Below are 19,434 nucleotides of genomic sequence, written 5' to 3'. Positions count from 1 at the left end.
TAGATGACCGACAACGCGCACACCACGAGCGATCTGCACAGCGATTGGAACGAGCGGCTGGCTCTGGCACAAGAGATGCTGCCGCTGATCAGCCGACTGCACCGCGATAAGAACGTCGTAACCTCTATTTTCGGTCGACTGCTGGTCAACGTCACCGACATCGACATCATCAAGTCCCACCGCTACGCCCGCCGCGTGGTGGAAAAGGAGCTGCCGCTGGAGCAGACCCTGCCGGTTCTGCGCGAGCTGGTGGAAATGAACCTGGGCACCGCCTCTATCGACATCGGATCCCTGGCTAGCCGCTACAACAAGAACTCCGAGGGACTGACCCTGCGCGAGTACCTGGAGCGCGAGCTGGCCGAGGTCATCGGTGGCCCGGAGCAGGTAGAGCCCCGCGACATCGTCCTCTACGGCTTCGGCCGCATCGGCCGTCTGCTGGCCCGCATCCTGGTTTCCCGCGAGGCTACTTACGGTGGTGCCCGCCTGCGCGCCGTCGTCGTCCGTTCCAAGGGCGAGGGCGACCTGGTTAAGCGTGCCTCCCTGCTGCGCCGCGACTCCGTCCACGGCGCCTTCGATGGCACCATCACCACGGATCACGAGAACAACACGATCTGGGCCAACGGCACCCCAATCAAGATCATCTACGCTAACAACCCGGCGGAGATCGACTACACCAGCTACGGCATCAACGATGCGATCGTGGTGGACAACACCGGCGTGTGGCGCGACCGCGACGGCCTGTCCCAGCACCTGCAGTCCAAGGGCGTGTCCAAGGTTCTGCTGACCGCCCCGGGCAAGGGCGACATCAAGAACATCGTCTACGGCATCAACCACGGCGACATCACTGAGGATGACCGGATTCTATCCGCGGCGTCCTGCACCACCAACGGCATCACCCCGGTGCTGAAGGTGATCAACGACCGTTACGGCGTGCAGCATGGCCACGTCGAGACCGTGCACTCCTTCACTAACGACCAGAACCTGATCGATAACTTCCACAAGGGCGACCGTCGTGGCCGCGCTGCTGGCCTGAACATGGTGCTCACCGCAACGGGCGCGGCGAAGGCAGTGGCCAAGGCTCTGCCGGAGTTCGCGGGCAAGCTGACCGGTAACGCTATCCGCGTTCCCACCCCGGATGTATCCATGGCAGTGCTGAACCTGACCCTGGATAAGGAAGTTGAGGCTGACGAGGTCAACAACTTCCTGCGCCGCGTTTCCCTGCACTCCACGCTGCGCCAGCAGATCGACTTCATTAAGTCCCCGGAGGTCGTGTCCACCGACTTTGTTGGCACCACTCACGCGGGCATCGTCGACGGCCTGGCCACCATCGCCAACGGTAACCACCTGGTGCTGTACGTCTGGTACGACAACGAGTTCGGCTACTCCAACCAGGTCGTGCGCATCGCCGAGGAAATCGCCGGCGTGCGCCCGCGCGTGCTGCCGCAGCGCGCCGGTGCGCAGGATCTGTAAAGCTGCTGCTTTACAGCAGCATCAGTAGCAATACCTGGCAGCCGATGATCTTCCCGATCATCGCTGCCGGGTAGACCGTGGCATACCCACGCATGGGTAGTTCAGTGCCCGACTGGTCGTTGAGGTAGCTGATCACCGCGGGGTTGGTAGATACACCCGCGGCCATGCCCATTGCCTCGTCCCATTTGAGGCGCAGTACCCACATTCCGGCCAGACCACAGACCAGGGCGGATACGACGGTAACGATCAGCCCCAGCGCGATGTATTTCAGGGACGAGATGTCCGTTAAAGCGTCGCGGAATCCCGTGCCCGCGATAGTTCCCACGCCTGCCAGGAAGATCGCCAATCCAAGACTGCTGAGGGCCTTGTTGGCGTGGTAGGGGATTTGCCAGCCAATGGGGCCGGTGCGGGCCAATGCGCCAAACACCAGACCCATGACAATCGGTCCGCCACCGAAGCCCAGGTTCAGCGTGGCGCCGCCCGGCAGGGGGATGGGGATGGCGCCGATCAGTAGACCGATGGCCAGTCCTAGCGTGAAAGGCAGGAGGTTGACGTCCGCCAGGGAGCGCTCGGAATCACCCAGGAACTGGGAGACCTCGTCGATCCGGTGCTTCGGGGTGACCACACGCACGCGGTCGGAGTAGTGCAACACATCGTCGGGGCCGGGGACTAGGTCTTCGTCGCCGCGGCGGACGCGGGCGACAATGAAGCCGTGGCTGATCGGATCAATGTCCTTGATACTGCGCCCGGCGATGTTGGGGTTAGAAACTGTGATGCGGCGGTAGCCGATGTAGGACTTATCGATATCGATGTCCACCTCTTCGCCCAACGCGGCGGTGGCCCTATCTAGGGAATCCGGTGTGCCGGTAATAACCACGATCATCCCGGGGTAGACCTCCGCATCCGGGTAGGCCAGCTTGTGGTCTTTTTCCTGGACATCCTGTGTGGCGTGGTGTGGTCGGACCAGCCGCGTGACGATGATCTTCGTGTCCGCGATCGTCCGCAGGTCGCGCACGCATCCATGAATGCCTTCGCGCAGGCGGATTCCGCGGTGTTCCAGCGGGGCATGCAGTACGCCTTCGTCGATCGCATCTTGGCGGTGGTTGACCTTGATGACCTTCGCGCCGATGGCGGCCACGGCGATTGCGCCGAGCACACCGCCGGGGTAGGCCAGGGAGTAACCGACCACTGGGTTGGCGGCGAGTTCCGGGTTGGTGCCCTCCAACATGTCGACGACGGCGGCCATGCCGGGCGTGGAGGTCAGTGCTGCGGCGAAGGAGCCGGTAGCAGTGGCGGCCTCTACTCCCAGCAGAGGTACCAGTAGCCACGTCATCCCCATCAAACCGGCAAGTAGCACGACCACAAAAAGAATCATGCGCCACCCGCGTTCGCGGAAATCGGCGAAGAAGGCATGGCCTGCCGTCAGTCCAATGGCGTAGACGAAGATGGCCAGGCCGAATTGGAAGAGCAGTGGGGGAAGCTGGATGGCGGGTTCGAGGGTGGAGAAGATGATGGCGACGAAGAGAATCGCCGCCGTGCCCAGCGACATGCCGCCTATGCGGAGCTTTCCAAAGGCAAAGCCGAGAGCGAGGATGAGGACGAGGGCTATCAGCGGATTTTCAGCGAGGAAGGCCAGCATGTCATCGATCCTATAAAGAAATCCCCGCCCACACGAGGTGGACGGGGACCAGTGAGAAACCTCAGAAGAAGGGGATTCTTATCGGCCGGTGATCAGGCCGACCAGTCCAGCGATAGCACCGCCGATTACCTCGACGAGGTTCTGGAAGAAGGTTGCAACGAGTTCAATCATGGGAGTGATCCTTTCGGTGTGTAGTGAGACGCCTGTTGAGTGAGTGTGTGTTTTGTTAGCGCCTTCACCCATACAAACGTTCACCCATAAAAACTGTTACGTCTTGTAAACAAATTTTTCTAAAAATTTTTTTCGGATCCTATGTATTTGCAGGTCACGTGCATATTGGAGCAGAATAAATTCTGCCCCTACTCTGGAAGCCATGGCACGCAACGAAACAGCAGCACGCAGCTTCAAAGATCTTTTCGACCATGCCCGCAAGTTAGACGGCGCGGGCTACGGGGCTTACAAGAAGCTCGCGGGGGCTTTCGGCGACCCCGGGCTCACGCTGTCGATCGACCGCGTGCAGGCCGACCCTTACGCCAGCCCTTCGAAAATGCGCCTTATCCTTCCCATGCGCGCCGCTGGGATTCCACAGCACTTGATAGATGACCCAATCGGTAGGGTAGCGGTCGCGGACTTCCTAGCCCGCCGCATCGAAGCCGATGTCACCCGCCCGAAGAACGTTCACATCGGTGATATCGGCCAGCAGGTGTTGGAACGCACTCACGTCCTGGTCACTCCCGACCGCATCGAAGCCCGCCTGCTTGTTGGTCTGCCTGCCAAGGGCCGCCGCATCCTGGGCCGCCAGGCCGCCCACCTTCTGGCCGATGACCTGCCGCAACTCGCCGACGACTGCCTGTTCCACGACCGTTTTGACCCTGCCGACGCCCGTGCCCTCGAGGATCACGTGGCTCTGCTGCGCGATCAAGAGTTCTTGCGCGCCCAGCTGGCACCCCGCAAGCTCGTCGCTTTCGTCGGCAACGGCGCGATCCTCCCGCGCGCTGCAGGCGATAGCGACCGCCCGCTTGCCGCCTCGCAAGCCACGCCTTTCGAATCCCCAGAGTCTCTTACCCACACATTCAACCTCCCTAGCGGCCGCACCGTCACGGGCATGGGTATCCCGGAGGGGCTCACCGTCATCGTCGGCGGTGGCTACCACGGCAAGTCCACGTTGCTGCGCGCCCTGGAACGCGGCATTTATCCCCACATCGTCAGCGATGGCCGCGAGTGGGTTATCTCCCGCGCCGACGTCGCCAGCGTCCGCGCCGAGGACGGCCGTCCCATCACCGGCGCCGACATCTCGCCGTTCATCACCAACCTGCCCACCGGCGCCGATACGCGCCGCTTCAGCACCACCAACGCCTCGGGTTCCACATCGCAGGCAGCCAATGTCGTCGAGGCACACGCCGCAGGCACGTCCGCGCTGCTCATCGACGAGGACACCTCGGCCACCAACTTCATGATCCGCGACCGCCTCATGCAGCGCCTCGTGCCGAACGACAAGGAGCCCATCACCCCGTTCGTGCAGCGCGTTCGTTCTTTGTATGACGCCACCTCGGTCTCCACCGTCCTTATCGCCGGCGGCTCGGGTGCCTATCTGCGACTGGCCGACACGGTCATTGCGATGGATGCCTACCGCCCCAGCGAGGTGACCGCACGTGCCCACGAGATCGCAGGGGATACAGGGGACACAGCGAGTACAGGGGAACCAGCTCAGAACCAGTTTCAGCACGGGACCGCCGAGCGTGTCCTGGCTCGTGGAACTCTGAACTCACGCAAACCGCCGAAGCCCCGCGGGTTGTCCACGATCAGTGTGGACCGTTCCGACATTGATTTGAGTGCCGTAGGCCAGTTGGTTGCGCCGTCTCAGACGGCGGCCATCGCCGCGGCACTGGCGTGGCTGTCTAAAAACGCCGACGGCCAGACCCCGCTAGTGGATCTGGTCGCTCGCTTGGAACGCCACATCACCGAGAAGGGTCTGGCCGTGTTGGCGCCGGGGCGCGATCACCCCGGTCACTTGAGTCGCCCGCGCGGGGCGGAAATCCTGGCGGCGGCGAACCGCTACCGGGAACTCAAGCTGGCTTAGAGAACCTGGAGCTTATTCTTCTTCACAACTTCCAGGCCTCGGGTCGGGTAGTCGGTGATCAGGCCGTCGACCTTCGCGTCGACCATGGCCTGCATGTCGGATTTCTCGTTTACGGTCCACGGCAGAACCTGCAGCCCTGCAGCGTGGGCAGAAGCCACGTTCTCCGGGGTGACCAGCTTGTAGTCCGGGGACAGAATCTCCGCACCCATCTGGGTAGCGGCCTTGTTCACATCGCCACCCAGCTTGTCGTAGTCAACGTCACCGATCCACTGGGAGCCGGACTTCCACGTGGTGGCGTCATAAAGAAGAGCCAGAGAGATGTCCGGCTGGGCCTTGCGCACCAGCGGCAACGAGCGCCAATCGAAGGACTGGATGGTGGTGCGAGAGGTTGCCTTGTTGTGGCGGACGACCGGCAGGATCGCGTCGACAAACTCCTGCGGTGTGGCAGACTTCTCGCGGTTCTCGGCCTCGATTTTGGTCTCGATGTTGAAGCGCATCTGCGGATCGGCGGCAGCAATATCGAAGACGTCCTGCAGCTGCAGCAGCTTGTTCGACTTCTCGGCCTTAGCCTCGGGGAATCCCTTCAGCACCTTGTTGCAGTTCAGGGTCTGCAGCTGCTTCCAATTCAGCTCGTGGACGAGCTTGCCCACGTAGGGGAACTCCGGGTCGTTCTCGGTGGCTGGCTTGGTATCGGTGCACTTGTCGGCCTGGATTTCCGGATCGTGCCATACAACCGGGGTTCCGTCCTCGGCCAGTACGATGTCCAGCTCGAGGGTGGATACTCCCATCTTTAAAGATTCTTCAAAAGCCTTGCGGGATTCCTCGGTGTACTCGCCGCGACCGCCACGGTGCGACTGCAGGTCGAAGCCCTGCTGCTCCTCCGGCTGAGGTTTTGAGGAACCTGTTACGGATGAACCGATGGTGAGATTAAAAGAAGAGCCGGCGACGGAAGAACCGATGCTGGAGTTGGTGGCGGCAACTGCGGTGCCTGCGGAGCCGATAGAAACGATGGCGGCCACGGCTGCGGCAGTGGCCTTGCGCCAGGTGAGGGGTGTCTTCATGCTTTCCTAACTGGGGGAGCTATTTGTTAAAAGATCATGCGTCTACTGTGAGACAACGCACATGAATTTAACAAGGATTCAGCTAGTCTGCAGGGCGAGCTAAATCCACCCATTCGTCTTCGCCACGTGCGCCGCCTCGTAGCGATTGCCTGCACCCGTCTTCGACATGATGCTGGAAATGTGATTTCGTACCGTGCCCGGCGACAGGTGCAGCGCCTTGGCGATGGAGGGGGAGCTCTTACCCTCGAAAAGCTGCTGACACACCTCGGTCTCACGTTCACTAAGGGGATTATCGGGCGTCAATAAGCTTTCCTGGGCAAGCGTCGGGTCGATAACGCGCAGGCCGGCATGGATCCGTCGGATAGCATCGGCGAGCTCCTCGGGAGGCGTGTCCTTAACGATGAATCCGTCCACGCCAACCTCCATGGCACGTTTCACGTACCCGGCCTTGCCGAATGTCGTCACGATCAGGCAGCGGCACCGATTCCCGGCCAGCTCCTTTGCGGCATCGATGCCGTTCAGCCCGGGCATTTCGATGTCCAGCAGAGCCACGTCGATGGGCTGCTCCTGCGCGAGAGCCACGGCCTCAGTCCCGGTCGCACATTCGGCAACGACTTCGATGTCCGGCTCCGCGTTGAGCAGCGCGATCAATGCTCCGCGCACCAGTGATTGGTCCTCGGCAAGTAATACACGAATGCTCATCGGGCGGCCTCCTCTGGCACTGCGCCGTCGTCGATTAGTTTGTCGTCGCCTTCCATAGCGATCAACACCGTACTCAGACCCCGTTCGCGGCGTACGATCAGCTGCCCGCCGGCTACCTCGACCCTCTCGCGCAGGCCGGCCAAACCGCCAGTACCCTGCGTGGCTTCACCGTTAAACCCGCAGCCGTCGTCGGTAACCTGCAGCTTGTGGGCATTGACGCTCACCCAGCACGCGCTCGCCCCGGAGTGCCGCACCACGTTTGTCGTGAGCTCACGCAGCCCCCAGGAAAACACCGCGTCGTGTGCGCCCGGTGCTTTCAGGAGTTCGGGTAGATGCGCGGTGACGCCCTTAGTTTCCAAAGCCCGGCGCGCTGCCTGCAGCTCACCGGCGAAGGTGGGTGTGCGCATGCGGGTGACTGTCGAGCGCACTTCCGCCAAGGCCAGGCGGGAGAGGTCGCTGATCTCCTTGAGCTCCTGTTTGGCCTGCTCGGGGTTGCTATCCATTGCCCGCCTGGCGACCTCGGACTTCAGGTTGATAACCGTCAGCGAGTGACCCAACAGGTCGTGCACGTCCGTTGCGATATCCTCTCGTTGCTGCGCCAGGTCCAGGTCGTGTCGCAGCTTGTGGCGGGATTCATCGTATTGGCTGAAGATCCCAAGTGCGACGAGCATCAGCGGCATGCCGAAAAGGGTGAATGCAGCCCAGGTAAGGTCGTCCGGCGACCAGTTCCACACAGCGACAGTCCCGAGCACACCCGTTGCCACCACGATCGGCAGCGCCTTTCGTAGCGTCACCGTGAATCCCAACATCGCGGCCAGGTAGGGAGCAAAGGACACTGCGCCAGACTTCATCGCGGGCACGCTGGCCAACGCAATGGCTAGCAGTATGCCCCAGCGCAGCAGTGCCCGCGCAAGTGTTCCCCAGTCACGGGGGAAGTACTTCAGCGAGCCGAAGGCGTAGAAGTAGAACGCGCCGAAAGCCAGCAGGCATACTGTCATCCAGGCTTTCGCCGTAGTAGAGAATCCTTCCCCCATGTAAACCTGCAGAGCGACGGGCACCAGGAATACCAGCCATATTGAAGCGAAGATGGCGGAGTTCAGCCGGAACCCGTCGAAAGGGCGCATTAGCTTCGTCCCTTGTCTCGCTTGCTCATGAGAAGGCAAAAGCCTACGAAGATCGCCGTCCATATTGCGATGCTAACCCAGGCGTACCACATCGGGTCGAACAGCAGCCCTTGATCGAGCAATTGTGCGCCTTCTGCCAGCGGCCAGCGAACCAGCGTTACCGCGCCGTACATCGGAGTGAAACGGCCCACCTGCAGAAGCGATCCGCTCAGTGGCATGAATACGTTGCCCGCGAAGGCGAGAATCACGATGGAGGCTGTGGCGATGGCCACTGTATTTTCTTTGGGGATCAGCAATGTCCATGCCAGGCCGTAGAATCCGAAGGGGATGGCACACAGTGCACATGCGATAAAGCTCAGTATCCACTGGTCAACTTGCATGTGTGATTTCGTCAGCCCGCCGACAATAAACACTGCCGCTATCGGCAGCACTGCGCGCACGGTGATGCTTAAGGTAGTGGCGAAGGCGAGCTGCCAGGGACGCAGGGGTGTCAGCGCCAGCTGCCTACCCCATCCGCTGCGGCTATCGGTTACGGCAGATCCCGCCGCGCCAACTGCGCCTACCACTCCGGCGTAGAAAGCCATGCCTAGCATGACGAATGCGGAGACGTTACCGCCGTTCATTTCCTGATCGCCGTATTCCTGCATTGCGCCGAAAAGCAGGTAGAAGAAGATCGGCATGCCGATGCTGAAGAACAGGGTGGTCATGTCCCGGCGCAGGCGTAGTAGCTCGTGGCCGGCGAATTTTAGGGTGGTGCTCATTGTTAGGCCTCCTGGTGTTCGTTCGTCAGCGCGAGGAACGTGTCCTCTAGGCTGTGACTGGTGATGTCGAGGTTGCGGGCGTCAGTTTCCGTCAACAGGTACCGGGCAAGCGCGTCAGAGTCGTTGGTCGTCATCCGCAGGCGGCGGCCGTTTACTTCGCTTTTTATGACGCCCCTAAGTCCCGACAACTCGGGGAATCCGCCCGGGAACTCGGCGCTGACCACACGGTTGGCGCTCAGGTTTCGCAGCTCGTCGGTGGTGCCATCGGCGATGATCTCGCCTTTATTCATCAGCACGATGCGTTGAGCGAAGTTGTCCGCTTCCTCTAGGTAGTGGGTGGCAAAGATGATCGTGCGGCCCAGCTGGGCCTGGTGCTTCATGGAGTCCCAGAAGCGGTGGCGTGCGCCGGCGTCCATACCAGCGGTGGGTTCATCGAGGATGAGGATGTCCGGGTTGCCGAGGATGGCCAGGGCGAAGCGAAGACGCTGCTGCTCGCCGCCGGAGCACTTGCCTACGCGGCGCTTGTAGATGGGTTCCAGGTTTGCCTGCTCGATGACCTCGTCGAGGGGCAGGTGCTCCGGGAACGCGGCGGCAATCATCTCCACCGTGTCCTTCACTGTCAGTTCGTGGAGCAGGCCACCGGTCTGCATCAGTGCGCTGATGTTCTGGTTGTACACCGCCTGCTTGGGGGATTGGCCCATGACCTTCACGGTGCCGGCGGTCGGGGAGGTAAGCCCCAGGATCAGGTCCACCAGGGTGGTCTTGCCCGCGCCGTTGGTGCCGAGCAGTGCGATGATCTCGCCCGGGCGAACGCTGAGGCTTACGTCCTTCAGCGCGTGCACTGGTTTGTTGGATCGTGGGTTGAAGGTCTTGCTGATTCCGCTTACTTCTATGGCGTGTGCCAGTTGTGTTGTGCTCATGGTTTTCACGTTATTTCGCCGACGAAGGGGGCGCGCATACCGTTCATCACGAATTGCACCATGACTTTTGTCATGCCTTTTTTGCAGACTCCCGCACCGCCTAAGCGGGTTTTTGCATCCTGCGTTTTAAGGTGGGGCTGTGAAAACCGAGTCCACCACCAAGAGGCTGCCGGGCGCTTTCGGCGCGTTCGTGGCTTTCGCCCTGCTCGCCGCGTATGCGGTCTACCGGCTCACTCTGCCGGAAACTCGCGCTTCCTGGTTCACAAATCTCTTTAAGTGGCCGACGGACTTTAAGGTCTATTACAACGCGGCGGTGGCTCTGAACAGCGGGCAGGAGCTGTACTCCCAGCCTTTCGTAGGGGGCCTTCCTTTTACGTATCCGCCCTTTTCCGGCGCGATCTTCAGGGTGCTGCCCTTGGCCCCGTTCGAGGTTGCGGCGAGTATCTGGTTGGCGCTCACCGCGTTGGTGCTTTTCGCGGTGATTGTCGGTGTTTTCCGCGAGCGTGGTTATGCCTGGTCCCCGGGGCTAATCCTCGTTTCCCTGGCAGCACTAGTCGCTTCTATCCACCTGGCCCCGGTCTTCGGCACCTTCTTCTGGGGCCAGATCAACATCTTCCTCATGGGCTTGGTTGCCCTGGATTTCCTGCGCAGGCGCACCGGCAACAAGGGCGGCGGCGTATTCAGTGGTGTGGCCGCCGGCATTAAGCTCACCCCGGTCTTCTTCTACCTGCCGTTGTTGCTGGGCAGGCGCTGGCGCGCGATGGTCTACATGACCCTCACGATCCTCGCGACCGTCGTCATTGGCTTCCTGTTCGTCCCGGACGCCAAGTCTTTCTGGCAGACCAAGATCTTCGAAACCCAGCGCATCGGCGGCGAGGACAATCCCGGCGCGCAGTCCCTCGGCGCAGTCTTGCACCGCCTCGGTTACGACAACACGGTGCTGTGGCTCGTCGGCGTTGTCGCCATCGTGGTGCTGTACAGCATCGTGGTCCTGGGCTGCTACCGTCGCGGTAACTACTCGATGATTATGGCCCTCGGCGGCGTTGTCGCCTGCATCATCTCGCCGTTTAGCTGGTATCACCACTGGGTGTTCTTGGTACCGCTCTTTGTCGTTTTTCTGGACGCCGGGTTCCGGCTGGTACAGGCGGTCTCAGACAAGGTGAAGGGAGTGCTGGGCTGGGTTGTTGAGCAGCTCCTGAGCTTCGCAGTGGTGGCGGTATTGACGGTGGTGTTCCTGCCTTTCGTCAGCAACGCCACGTCCCGCAGGTTCGGCTTCTTCGGCCAGGGCGTGGCTCACGATAACCCGCTGTGGCAGGGCGCCTTCACCTTCCTGGGCGTGGCCTTCGTCGTGGTGGCTGCGGCGTACTATGCGGTGCGGTATTTCACGGACCGCCGTGCTACTGGGACCGAGCGCGACGCTGCTGATTCTCTGTAAAGGTGCGTTCGGCGAGGGATTCGCCGGCACCGTCCTGAAGGTGGACAACAACGTTGATCCCAAGTTCTTCGAGTTCCTCGACATCCTCGCGGTACATGGCCACTGAACTGATGGTGCATTCCTCCGGATTGATGTTGGAGGCAAAAATCTCCTTTACTGCGTCTACGTTGGCGTGCTGGGCGGGCATGGCAAGCATGATCATGTCGATCTGGTGGCTGTCCTTCACACGCTCCCAGAAGTCGATATCTGTGGCGTCGCCCTCCACAACGTTGTAACCGCGCTCCTGCAGGTGGCGCACTCGGGCGGGGTCGTGCTCCACGCCCAAGACCTTCGTGCCGTAGACCTCGGTGAGTTCGTTGTAGCAAGACACCCCCAGGCGGCCCACGCCGAGAACCAGGGCGTGGGCATCGCCGAGTTTGATGGGGCGATCCTCTGGGTGGATCTTGTGCGGCGGGCGCGTCGGGAGGCGCTTTGCCAGGCGTGTTGCCCGCGAGACACTCTGCGGGTTCAGAATTGCGGAAATGACGAAGCTGAGGGATACCGCGAGTACTAGGGAAAGCAGCCAGCGCTGGTTGAGCCAACCGTCACTTACTCCGAGAGCAGCGATAATGAGCGCGAACTCCGAGTAGTTCGCCAACAATAGTGAAGCGAGAACGGAGGTGCGATTGCGCAGTCCGAGGCCCCACAGGATCGCCCAGTAGGCGATGCCTTGGACGGGCAGCAGAATGAGCAACAGGGCAGCGTCGGCGAGGTTTTGCAGGTTTGGTAGACCCAGGAAGCCGATGTTGACGAAGAAGCCAACCAGCAGTAGCTCCTTGAGGGTAAACAGGGAGTGGCTGAGTTGTTCTGCGCCGGGGGAGCGGGAGAGAACCACGCCCATGATGAGGGCTCCGAGGCTACCGGAGAGCCCCACCCATTCGAAGAGTGCGTAACCCGGCAGCAATGCCATAACGATGCCGAACAGGGAGCCAAGCTCGCCGTGGCCGAGCTTGTACCAACGGCGGGTGGTCAATGCCAGCAGCGGGACAATGGCGACTAGCAGCAGGGAGGCCAGGCGTGGCGGTTCGCCCCGAAGGATGCTCATGAACGCGACGGCCAGAATGTCCTGCATGATCAGCACGCCGACGCAGATGTTGCCGTAGAGGGCTTGCTCGTCGCCTCGGTCCTGCAGGATCTTGATGACGACGATGGTGCTGGAGAAACTCAAGACCAGAGCGATATTTACGGCCACGGAGAAATCGGTGGGGCCGAAGGCACCGAGGGCGCCGAGGCCGGTGATGAAGCCAGCACCAATAAGCGTCATCACGAGAACATGAGCGCTCGCGGTGAGCCAGACTGCCTTATCCGTCAGCGCGCGAAGATCCAGGCGTAGGCCGATGGCGAAGAGCATGAGGGTCACACCGATATCGGCGAAAAGGTCCAGGGAATCAACGTGTTCCACACCGGCCGCGTGGAGCGCGAAACCGGCTGCGAGGAAGCCAATAAGGGGTGGGAGCCGCACGGCCCAAGCAATGAGGCCACAAACGAAGACCACACCGAGGTAAATCAGCAAGAGCTCCATGGATGTAGTCTACCTCACAGGGGCTGGTAACTCGCCAATGGAGGCGATTTCTACCCCGAGTGGGGCAGATAGTATTGAAGGCACACGACCTGCGGCGGTTTTCAGGACAGGAGGTGCGCTGTGAAGCCGATTAGCTATACCGAGTATGAATCACTGCGGGAAACTGCCTACCTTTTGCGCTCTCCCGAGAACGCTCGCCGCCTCCTCGGTTCCATCGAGAACCTGGAGCGGGGGCGCGGCGCCCACCACGCCCTCATTGAGGACTAATGATTCTCGTTTGAGATGAGTCTGCCTTGGGGGGACTATTTGTGGTGGCAGACGGCGGATCGCCGCTACCACTACGGGAGCTGACTTAGAACGGGTAGTCCGTGGCATCGGGCGTCAAGAAAAGAACGCCAACGACCGTGCCCTCTCTGCTGACGGCGATCCGAGACATCAGTTCGCCGGCTTCGTGGTTGAGCGTCGAGACGACGACCGATGTGCCCGTGCTTTTTGTGGAGAGTGCTTCTGACGCTGGTGTCGCGTTGCGGTCTCCCTTGATCGGCACGATCGTCTGGTCGGTGATCTCCTGGAGTTCGCCAAAGTCGGTCAGGATTGATGTCCACACGTCCACGATGACGGGGAGGTCCTCACGGATGTGCGGATCGAGCATTTCAATGGTTTCTGCTTCTTCGCCCTTGGAAATGTGGCGAATGAGCTTGTCGGAAATCTCTGGGAGATCTTTGGTTGATACTGGGGCCATGGTTTCTCCTGTAAAGGGGTTTCGCACCGCACCGAATCGTTTGAAGGCTGCCTGACGGGAAACATTGAGCGCTTGCCCAATGTCTGCCCATGAATGTCCCGCGTTCCTTGCTTGCGAGACGGCATCTTCCAATTCGTGTTCGGCGAGGCTGACTGCTTGCAGTGTGTGTCGGATATTTGTCAATGGATCCATGCCCGTAAGTCAACCATAGGTTGACGGAGGTGTCAACTAGTGGTTGACACTGGGGTGGGAGGTCGCTCTTAAACCTTGAAGTAGTGAAGTGGGGTAGGTGCAGCACGTTAGAGAGTGGGGGCGGTGGCTAAGGGTGGTTTATAAGACAAGACAGCAAGGCTTGAAAGATTGAAGTTGTTCGATATTTCGTTCGAGGGTGACAGCACGGTGTCTATCGGGGGTGATGCACTAGAAGGCGAGGCAGCGCGTGCGTGTCTCGAGAACGATTTTGGACAGTGCGTTTACCGTAGGGGCACTGAGACTTTCGGCCCAAGGAGGCATGCCCGGATGAGTACAGCGGAACTCAATCAGTCCGCCGTTTGGAACACAGCAGACAAGTTTCTGCGCTCCATCGTCGAACCTGAAGATTACGGAGACTATATTCTGCCGATGACGGTGCTGCGTCGTCTCGAGTGCATTCTCGCGCCGACCAAAGACGAAGTTCTCGACCTGGTATGGAGTCTCCAGGAGGAGGGCTTCAGTGACGAGATGATCGATTGGGAGGTACAGGCCCGTTTTGGCCTTTCCTTCTATAACTCTTCTCGCCTGGACCTGACGAGGATCGCCCAGCTCGACGATCACGTATATGAGGCGCTGATGGACTACGTCGGCGCGTTCTCGGCCTCCGTCCGCGATGTGTGGGATGCCTTCGATTTCGCGGTGAAGATGAAGACCCTCGATAGCGCTTCTCGTCTGTGGCCGGTGGTCAAACACTTCGCCACCATCGACATGAGCATGGAGGCGCTGCCGGATGCCCAGATGGGTGACCTCTTCGAGCACGTCATGTACAAGGCCTTCGACACAAAAGGCAAGGCCGCGGGTGCGTTCTACACACCGCGTGACGCGATCCGGCTCATGGTGGATATTCTTTTCGCTTCCGACGACATCGGACTGGCCTCGGACGGTGCTTCACGCACCGTGTACGAAACTTTCTTGCCACGACGGATACAAATGCGTGCGAACTGCGTTTTGGTCGTCTGATTGGTTCAAAACGGAGGCAGCTGGTCAATTCAGCGTTTCGCCCCTATTACGGAGCCGCTTGAGTCTCAGCGAATCGCGTATAATCGCGTATAATTAGACTGGATTCGTCGACTGACGACCTACCCGAACCGAGGAGCGTGTAATTCCGGTGAACATGTGATCTCCACTCAGCTCTGCTGAGACGTGACTGAAGTTACTTCTTCCTATTGGAGATTACTATGCCCGAAATTTTGCTCGATTCTATTTCTTTTTCATTCGGCTCCCGCCTCATTCTCGACCGTGTGAGTTTGCATGTGCCAAACGGTGAACGCGCCTTTTTGATTGGCCCGAACGGGGTCGGCAAATCCACCCTGTTAAGGGTCCTCACTGGTGAGTTGACGCCTGATTCGGGCCGAATTGTTTCTGGGCCTGTTCCTCAGCACGTTCCCGATCCAGAGTCTTTCGACGGCAGCGTTGCGCAATTCCTTGACTCGGCGCTTAAACCGTTTAATGAGCTACTCACGCGCTTCGACCAAGCCACAGAAGCCATGGCAGCGGGAGACACTCATCTAGCAATGGAGTTTGACCAACTTCTTGCCCGGTTGAACGCCCTTGATGTGTGGTCGTTGGATGCACGAGTGAATGAAACACTCGCAGGACTGGGACTCGTAGATTTCATGGGGTCGGGAAGCAATCGAATGATGCAGACCCTTTCGCCAGGTCAGCGTGCACGCCTGAAACTGGCTACCCTGCTGATGATGCGACCTGAGGTGTTGATCCTAGACGAGCCGACCAATCATCTCGATCATGAAGCAGCCGATTTCCTCACTGGTGTTGTCAAGAACTGGAACGGCCCTGTGCTCGCTACGAGCCACGACAGATCTTTCATCAACGACACCGCCACTGCCATCTACGACATGGACATCACCGTTTGGCAAGAACTCGCCAAAGCGGACGGACAGAAGGTCGTGGGCTTGTACCGCAACGCAGGGGACTACACGCACTACCTGCTGGCGAAGAAGACTGCCCGTGCAAAACACCGACAGATCCACGCCGCACAGCAAGCTGAGAAACGCGAGCTACACGAGCATCGGCGCGAAAGCATGAAGATCGCCCGTGGTGGGGTTCGGGTTGAAACCGCAACTCGCAAAGAGAAGAAGTTCTTCACCGATCGCGCAGCAGCCACATCGGCAAAAAGAACCCGAAGTGACGACGTCCGCCTGGAACGCATTTCAGAGCGAGAGATACGGAAACCCCGCCACTACAACCTGGCGTTCCCCTCCCTCAAGATTGACCCCGGAACTGGTTTGGCCGTCTCGCTCAGAGATGCGACAGTGGCAGGTCGGCTTTTGCCGGTTACGTTCGATTTAGGGCGAGGCGAGCACCTCCTCGTGACAGGAGAAAACGGGGCGGGTAAATCAACCCTGCTTAACTGGATCGCCACAGGAAACGCACCCGAGGGGACTATGAACAGTGGCACCCTCACCCGTGATGATCCCGTCGGCGTGGTGCCGCAGACGCTTCCTGATGGTTCAATTGCAGGATTTGACTCGGAGAGGTGGCAAGATGGCGTCGGCGAGGCTGGAAAAGGAATTCTGCATCCTTCAATGTGGAGCACTCCCATCGTGAACTTGTCTGCAGGGAATCAACGCCGGGCTCAATTTGCAGTCGCCCTAGCGAAACAGCCAGCTTTGTTGATCATTGATGAGCCAACTAACTACCTTGATTTGGAATCGATGGATGCACTCGAGAACGCGCTACGGGACTGGCGAGGAACTCTCATCATCGCCAGTCATGACCGTTGGCTGATTGAACATTGGCACGGACGTCATCTCCACCTCACTTCTGTTCACCAGTCAGCATCGACATGAGACTTGGGAGTCCTCCCTAAATGTGAAGGTCAGAGTTCCTTTCTTGTCGACCTTGGCGTACTCGCCTCGGATTACCGCGTCGGCGAGGGCGTCGATATAGACGGAGGGCTTGGGTGAGGGCGGTGTGGGCTTTGCCGGTGGCGTCGGGGGAGCACCCTTGGAAGTGCCGAGGAGCTGCTTGCCGGAATCAAAGTCAACAACCTCGTGGACCGAGCGTCACAACGGGTTGCCTTAGATGCGGTCGCTCAGTCATTTTTGATAACGACGAAGTGATCGAAGGCCTGCCATATGTAAAGAAGCCTTAGTTATTCTTTGTAGGTCAGTGCCAGCCCAATACCTGCACCAAGGAGAGTTGTTCTTTTTCTGTGGTGATGGTGAGGTCATGCCCCCCAGAATAATGAAATTGGTCGGACTGACAGGATTTGAACCTGCGACCCCTACCAAACCAAAAACTGAAGCAAAAACACTGTTCAGAAGGTATTTCCGTGTAACATACTCTAGTGTGCTTTACATGCTACACGGTCGCGTGCAACATACGTGCAACAACAAGGGGGCTAAGAGTGTCTGACGAACAGAAAATCTCGCTTCACAAGGCAGCTGTTGAACTAGGGATCACCCCGGAAGAGCTCGTAGACACAATGATCTACAACGGGGAGCTTTCCGAGCTGGAAGGCGAGCTACTGCTGAACCTGTTGCCGGAACTGATGGTTCGAGAAGCAGAGGACGGGGTGGTGTTCAACTACCCGGGCATGCTCTGGGCTGAGGTACGGCAGGGTGTGCTAGAGACCGTGGTGAGTCTCGAAGCTGGTTCGGGTGACGGGGTAGCGGATCTGGAAGAGTTGATAAGCAACCTTGAACTGCCTCTGCTGGAAACGAGCGTTGGCTACAATCCTGAGTTCTTCGGGAACCACGTTTCAATCTCCCGGTACGCGCTGCATTAGCTTCCTTTACAGCTCCGCCAGGGCTCGAATATTCCGCCGGTGGCGCTTGTCCTCTGCTGCCAGCATGGGGGGAGGCCTATACTCGATAGAAACCGATTGAATGGGAGTGGAAGTTAGGATGTTCGGTCGTGCAGCGAAGAAAGAGAATGAACAGCTTCGGCACCAGGTCGTAGATCTTCAAAACCAGCTGCAGAATCTTGAAGCGCTCTTCCGATCTTCGGGTGGCGGGGATGTGGTAGAGCTCGAGAGGATCAAGAACCAAAAGATTTTCGAGCTTAACCAGTTGGATTCCCAGCGCATGAGTCTCGAACAAGCGATCGGAGAGCTGAACGGTCGCAAGCTTCAGATTGAACAAGAAATGCGATCGCTGGAAGAATCTGTAGTTAATGTACGGGATGAGGTTACGCTCCAAGGGTTTGGTCTCTATGACTACGAGAACCCGGCTGAAGAATCTGTACGGCTTGCTAACAAGCTTGAATACATTCGTGGCGAAATTAAGACTGTTGTAAAGAATAAAAGAGCAGTTTTGAGCGCTTCTACTTTTTCCTACAACAACTCTCAAGCTAAAGGGCGTACTTTTGTAAATAAACTTTCAAAGATTGCGCTCCGTTCTTATAATGCTGAGGTGGAAAATGCAATTACCCGGCTGAAAGCTGGAAATATCGCAGCTGCAGAAAAGCGCCTCGAGCGAGCTAAGAACGAGGTGGCGCGCATGGGGGATATGGCTTCGATCCGGATTAGCGATACTTATCATCAGCTCCGGATGAGGGAGCTCAGACTCACATACGAGCACTTGCAGGCAAAACAGGCAGCCAAGGAAGCTGAACGCGAAGAAAGAGCTCGTCTGCGTGAAGAGAAGAAGGCGCAGCAGGAGATGGAGGCCGAGCGTAAACGCCTGGAAAAAGAAGAGAGCCACTACCAAAACGCGATTAAGAAGCTGCGCGCCGACGGTCGCGATGACGAAGCCGAGATCTTAGAAAGTAAGTTGTCGGAAGTTCGAAAAGGAATTGAAGATGTGGACTACCGTGCTGCTAATGTTCGAGCGGGGTATGTTTATGTCATTTCAAACGTCGGTAGCTTCGGTGAGAATATCGTCAAGATTGGCATGACTCGACGGCTTACCCCGGAGGATAGGGTGAGGGAATTGGGCGATGCTTCGGTTCCTTTTAATTTTGATGTTCACACCCTTCATTTCTCGGATGACGCTGTTGGGGTAGAAGCGGAACTGCACCGGCATTTTGCAAAGAAGAAAGTAAATCTGGTCAATAATCGAAGGGAATTCTTTTACACTACACCAGCGGAGGTAAAAGAGGTTCTATCCCAGATTGACGGAAGCGTATTGGAGTACAAAGAAACTGCTGACGCTGAGCAGTTTAGGCTATCCCAGGCTATGCGAAAAGAGGATTATTAATCCGCTACATATTCTTTTTAAATCGGCCTGTCTACCCCTTGGGGGTACTCCCCACCACCACTACCCGCTGCACCGGGTAGCGCGCTAGGAGCTGCTGCTGTTTGCGCTGCTGCTTCTGCGCCCGCTTCGCCCCGGCTTTACCCCGATGACCAGCACAAACACACCACCACGCCCCGGCCTAGAACCTGTAACTTCCCCCGGCTCCAGCCCCGACCAGCGCACAACCCGAGCACCGCAAAACCCCAGGTCAACGGCACAATCCACCCCAGGGGGGATACCCCAACCCCGGCCAGGAGCACCGGGGGTGATTGCGGCTGCAAGTTTGTGTACGGATTCCATGTTTCACTACCCACCCGTACGGGGGTGGCTTTCCTCTCTAAGCGTGTGAGCTTCGTCACAAAACGGCTTTGACTCGTCAATGTTTCACCTATCTACTAAGTGAAGGGCGAGCGTAAGCGAGCCCTGAACGTGCTCACTCCCGCTCGCTGAGCGAGGCCATCAAGGCCGAGCATCAGAGTAACAACT

General features: G+C 58.9%; 16 protein-coding genes. 8 read left to right on the top strand and 8 right to left on the bottom strand.

Annotation, left to right across the window (positions count from 1 at the left end):
• Positions 1 to 3: 3 nt before the first annotated feature.
• Complete coding sequence (locus ACWXWJ_RS01755; RefSeq protein WP_035008073.1) at positions 4 to 1,470, top strand: glyceraldehyde-3-phosphate dehydrogenase; 1,467 nt, start codon at positions 4 to 6, stop codon at positions 1,468 to 1,470.
• A 10-nt stretch (positions 1,471 to 1,480) separates the two neighbouring features.
• Here ACWXWJ_RS01755 and ACWXWJ_RS01750 read toward each other — a convergent pair whose 3' ends face one another.
• The gene (locus tag ACWXWJ_RS01750) at positions 1,481 to 3,109 is read right to left on the bottom strand and encodes an aspartate:alanine exchanger family transporter (protein WP_043012078.1); all 1,629 of its coding nucleotides are present in this window, start codon (positions 3,107 to 3,109) and stop codon (positions 1,481 to 1,483) included.
• Between the two features lie 373 nt (positions 3,110 to 3,482).
• Here ACWXWJ_RS01750 and ACWXWJ_RS01745 point away from each other — a divergent pair, with 373 nt between their 5' ends.
• Complete coding sequence (locus tag ACWXWJ_RS01745; RefSeq protein WP_043012079.1) at positions 3,483 to 5,189, top strand: ABC-ATPase domain-containing protein; 1,707 nt, start codon at positions 3,483 to 3,485, stop codon at positions 5,187 to 5,189.
• On the opposite strand, the gene ACWXWJ_RS01740 is transcribed toward ACWXWJ_RS01745, so the two are convergent.
• The 5 genes from ACWXWJ_RS01740 to ACWXWJ_RS01720 all read right to left on the bottom strand — a co-directional run bounded on the left by ACWXWJ_RS01740 (position 5,186) and on the right by ACWXWJ_RS01720 (position 9,757).
• The gene (locus ACWXWJ_RS01740) at positions 5,186 to 6,250 is read right to left on the bottom strand and encodes a glycerophosphodiester phosphodiesterase family protein (RefSeq protein WP_034967698.1); all 1,065 of its coding nucleotides are present in this window, start codon (positions 6,248 to 6,250) and stop codon (positions 5,186 to 5,188) included. The two genes, ACWXWJ_RS01745 and ACWXWJ_RS01740, sit on opposite strands and share 4 nt — an antisense overlap.
• A gap of 99 nt (positions 6,251 to 6,349) precedes the next feature.
• Complete coding sequence (locus tag ACWXWJ_RS01735; protein WP_034967700.1) at positions 6,350 to 6,952, bottom strand: response regulator transcription factor; 603 nt, start codon at positions 6,950 to 6,952, stop codon at positions 6,350 to 6,352.
• The gene (locus tag ACWXWJ_RS01730) at positions 6,949 to 8,076 is read right to left on the bottom strand and encodes a sensor histidine kinase (RefSeq protein WP_034967702.1); all 1,128 of its coding nucleotides are present in this window, start codon (positions 8,074 to 8,076) and stop codon (positions 6,949 to 6,951) included. Before ACWXWJ_RS01730 ends, ACWXWJ_RS01735 begins: the two co-directional genes overlap by 4 nt.
• On the bottom strand, positions 8,076 to 8,837 hold the full coding sequence (locus ACWXWJ_RS01725; protein WP_034967703.1) for an ABC transporter permease: 762 nt from the start codon (positions 8,835 to 8,837) through the stop codon (positions 8,076 to 8,078). Before ACWXWJ_RS01725 ends, ACWXWJ_RS01730 begins: the two co-directional genes overlap by 1 nt.
• A 2-nt stretch (positions 8,838 to 8,839) precedes the next feature.
• Complete coding sequence (locus ACWXWJ_RS01720; protein ID WP_034967705.1) at positions 8,840 to 9,757, bottom strand: ABC transporter ATP-binding protein; 918 nt, start codon at positions 9,755 to 9,757, stop codon at positions 8,840 to 8,842.
• 139 nt (positions 9,758 to 9,896) lie between these two features.
• On the opposite strand from ACWXWJ_RS01720, the gene ACWXWJ_RS01715 reads away from it, so the two are divergent.
• Positions 9,897 to 11,192 carry a glycosyltransferase family 87 protein gene (locus tag ACWXWJ_RS01715; protein ID WP_051879606.1) on the top strand — a complete coding sequence of 432 codons (1,296 nt, stop codon included), beginning with the start codon at positions 9,897 to 9,899 and terminating at the stop codon, positions 11,190 to 11,192.
• On the opposite strand, the gene ACWXWJ_RS01710 is transcribed toward ACWXWJ_RS01715, so the two are convergent.
• Entirely contained in the window at positions 11,155 to 12,753 is a 1,599-nt protein-coding gene (locus ACWXWJ_RS01710) for a cation:proton antiporter family protein (RefSeq protein WP_034967707.1), read from the bottom strand. The two genes, ACWXWJ_RS01715 and ACWXWJ_RS01710, sit on opposite strands and share 38 nt — an antisense overlap.
• 120 nt (positions 12,754 to 12,873) lie before the next feature.
• Here ACWXWJ_RS01710 and ACWXWJ_RS01705 point away from each other — a divergent pair, with 120 nt between their 5' ends.
• Entirely contained in the window at positions 12,874 to 13,020 is a 147-nt protein-coding gene (locus ACWXWJ_RS01705; RefSeq protein WP_141747035.1) for a type II toxin-antitoxin system Phd/YefM family antitoxin, read from the top strand.
• A gap of 85 nt (positions 13,021 to 13,105) precedes the next feature.
• Here ACWXWJ_RS01705 and ACWXWJ_RS01700 read toward each other — a convergent pair whose 3' ends face one another.
• Positions 13,106 to 13,687: a hypothetical protein gene (locus tag ACWXWJ_RS01700; protein ID WP_473963349.1), complete on the bottom strand. Its 582-nt coding sequence runs from the start codon at positions 13,685 to 13,687 to the stop codon at positions 13,106 to 13,108.
• Between the two features lie 327 nt (positions 13,688 to 14,014).
• Here ACWXWJ_RS01700 and ACWXWJ_RS01695 point away from each other — a divergent pair, with 327 nt between their 5' ends.
• The 4 genes from ACWXWJ_RS01695 (at position 14,015) to ACWXWJ_RS01680 (ending at position 18,909) form a co-directional block, all read left to right on the top strand.
• Entirely contained in the window at positions 14,015 to 14,707 is a 693-nt protein-coding gene (locus ACWXWJ_RS01695) for a type I restriction-modification system subunit M N-terminal domain-containing protein (protein ID WP_239386591.1), read from the top strand.
• 218 nt (positions 14,708 to 14,925) lie between these two features.
• A complete protein-coding gene (locus tag ACWXWJ_RS01690) occupies positions 14,926 to 16,557 on the top strand; it encodes an ABC-F family ATP-binding cassette domain-containing protein (protein WP_034981901.1) in 1,632 nt (543 codons plus the stop codon).
• Between the two features lie 560 nt (positions 16,558 to 17,117).
• On the top strand, positions 17,118 to 17,498 hold the full coding sequence (locus tag ACWXWJ_RS01685) for a hypothetical protein (RefSeq protein WP_473963348.1): 381 nt from the start codon (positions 17,118 to 17,120) through the stop codon (positions 17,496 to 17,498).
• Between the two features lie 100 nt (positions 17,499 to 17,598).
• Positions 17,599 to 18,909, top strand: a complete 1,311-nt coding sequence (locus tag ACWXWJ_RS01680) for an SNIPE associated domain-containing protein (RefSeq protein WP_473963347.1) — start codon at positions 17,599 to 17,601, stop codon at positions 18,907 to 18,909.
• The last annotated feature ends 525 nt before the right edge of the window (positions 18,910 to 19,434 follow it).

Source organism: Corynebacterium sp. p3-SID1761 (assembly GCF_055862885.1).
Note: the sequence above shows the minus strand (reverse complement) of the source record. Positions and strands in the feature narration are given on the sequence as shown.

Coding starts and splice junctions, on each gene's coding strand:
- ACWXWJ_RS01755 (WP_035008073.1), top strand. CDS start 4: ATGACCGACAACGCGCACACCACGAGCGATCTGCACAGCGATTGGAAC.
- ACWXWJ_RS01750 (WP_043012078.1), bottom strand. CDS start 3,109: ATGCTGGCCTTCCTCGCTGAAAATCCGCTGATAGCCCTCGTCCTCATC.
- ACWXWJ_RS01745 (WP_043012079.1), top strand. CDS start 3,483: ATGGCACGCAACGAAACAGCAGCACGCAGCTTCAAAGATCTTTTCGAC.
- ACWXWJ_RS01740 (WP_034967698.1), bottom strand. CDS start 6,250: ATGAAGACACCCCTCACCTGGCGCAAGGCCACTGCCGCAGCCGTGGCC.
- ACWXWJ_RS01735 (WP_034967700.1), bottom strand. CDS start 6,952: ATGAGCATTCGTGTATTACTTGCCGAGGACCAATCACTGGTGCGCGGA.
- ACWXWJ_RS01730 (WP_034967702.1), bottom strand. CDS start 8,076: ATGCGCCCTTTCGACGGGTTCCGGCTGAACTCCGCCATCTTCGCTTCA.
- ACWXWJ_RS01725 (WP_034967703.1), bottom strand. CDS start 8,837: ATGAGCACCACCCTAAAATTCGCCGGCCACGAGCTACTACGCCTGCGC.
- ACWXWJ_RS01720 (WP_034967705.1), bottom strand. CDS start 9,757: ATGAGCACAACACAACTGGCACACGCCATAGAAGTAAGCGGAATCAGC.
- ACWXWJ_RS01710 (WP_034967707.1), bottom strand. CDS start 12,753: ATGGAGCTCTTGCTGATTTACCTCGGTGTGGTCTTCGTTTGTGGCCTC.
- ACWXWJ_RS01700 (WP_473963349.1), bottom strand. CDS start 13,687: ATGGATCCATTGACAAATATCCGACACACACTGCAAGCAGTCAGCCTC.
- ACWXWJ_RS01695 (WP_239386591.1), top strand. CDS start 14,015: ATGAGTACAGCGGAACTCAATCAGTCCGCCGTTTGGAACACAGCAGAC.
- ACWXWJ_RS01690 (WP_034981901.1), top strand. CDS start 14,926: ATGCCCGAAATTTTGCTCGATTCTATTTCTTTTTCATTCGGCTCCCGC.
- ACWXWJ_RS01680 (WP_473963347.1), top strand. CDS start 17,599: ATGGGAGTGGAAGTTAGGATGTTCGGTCGTGCAGCGAAGAAAGAGAAT.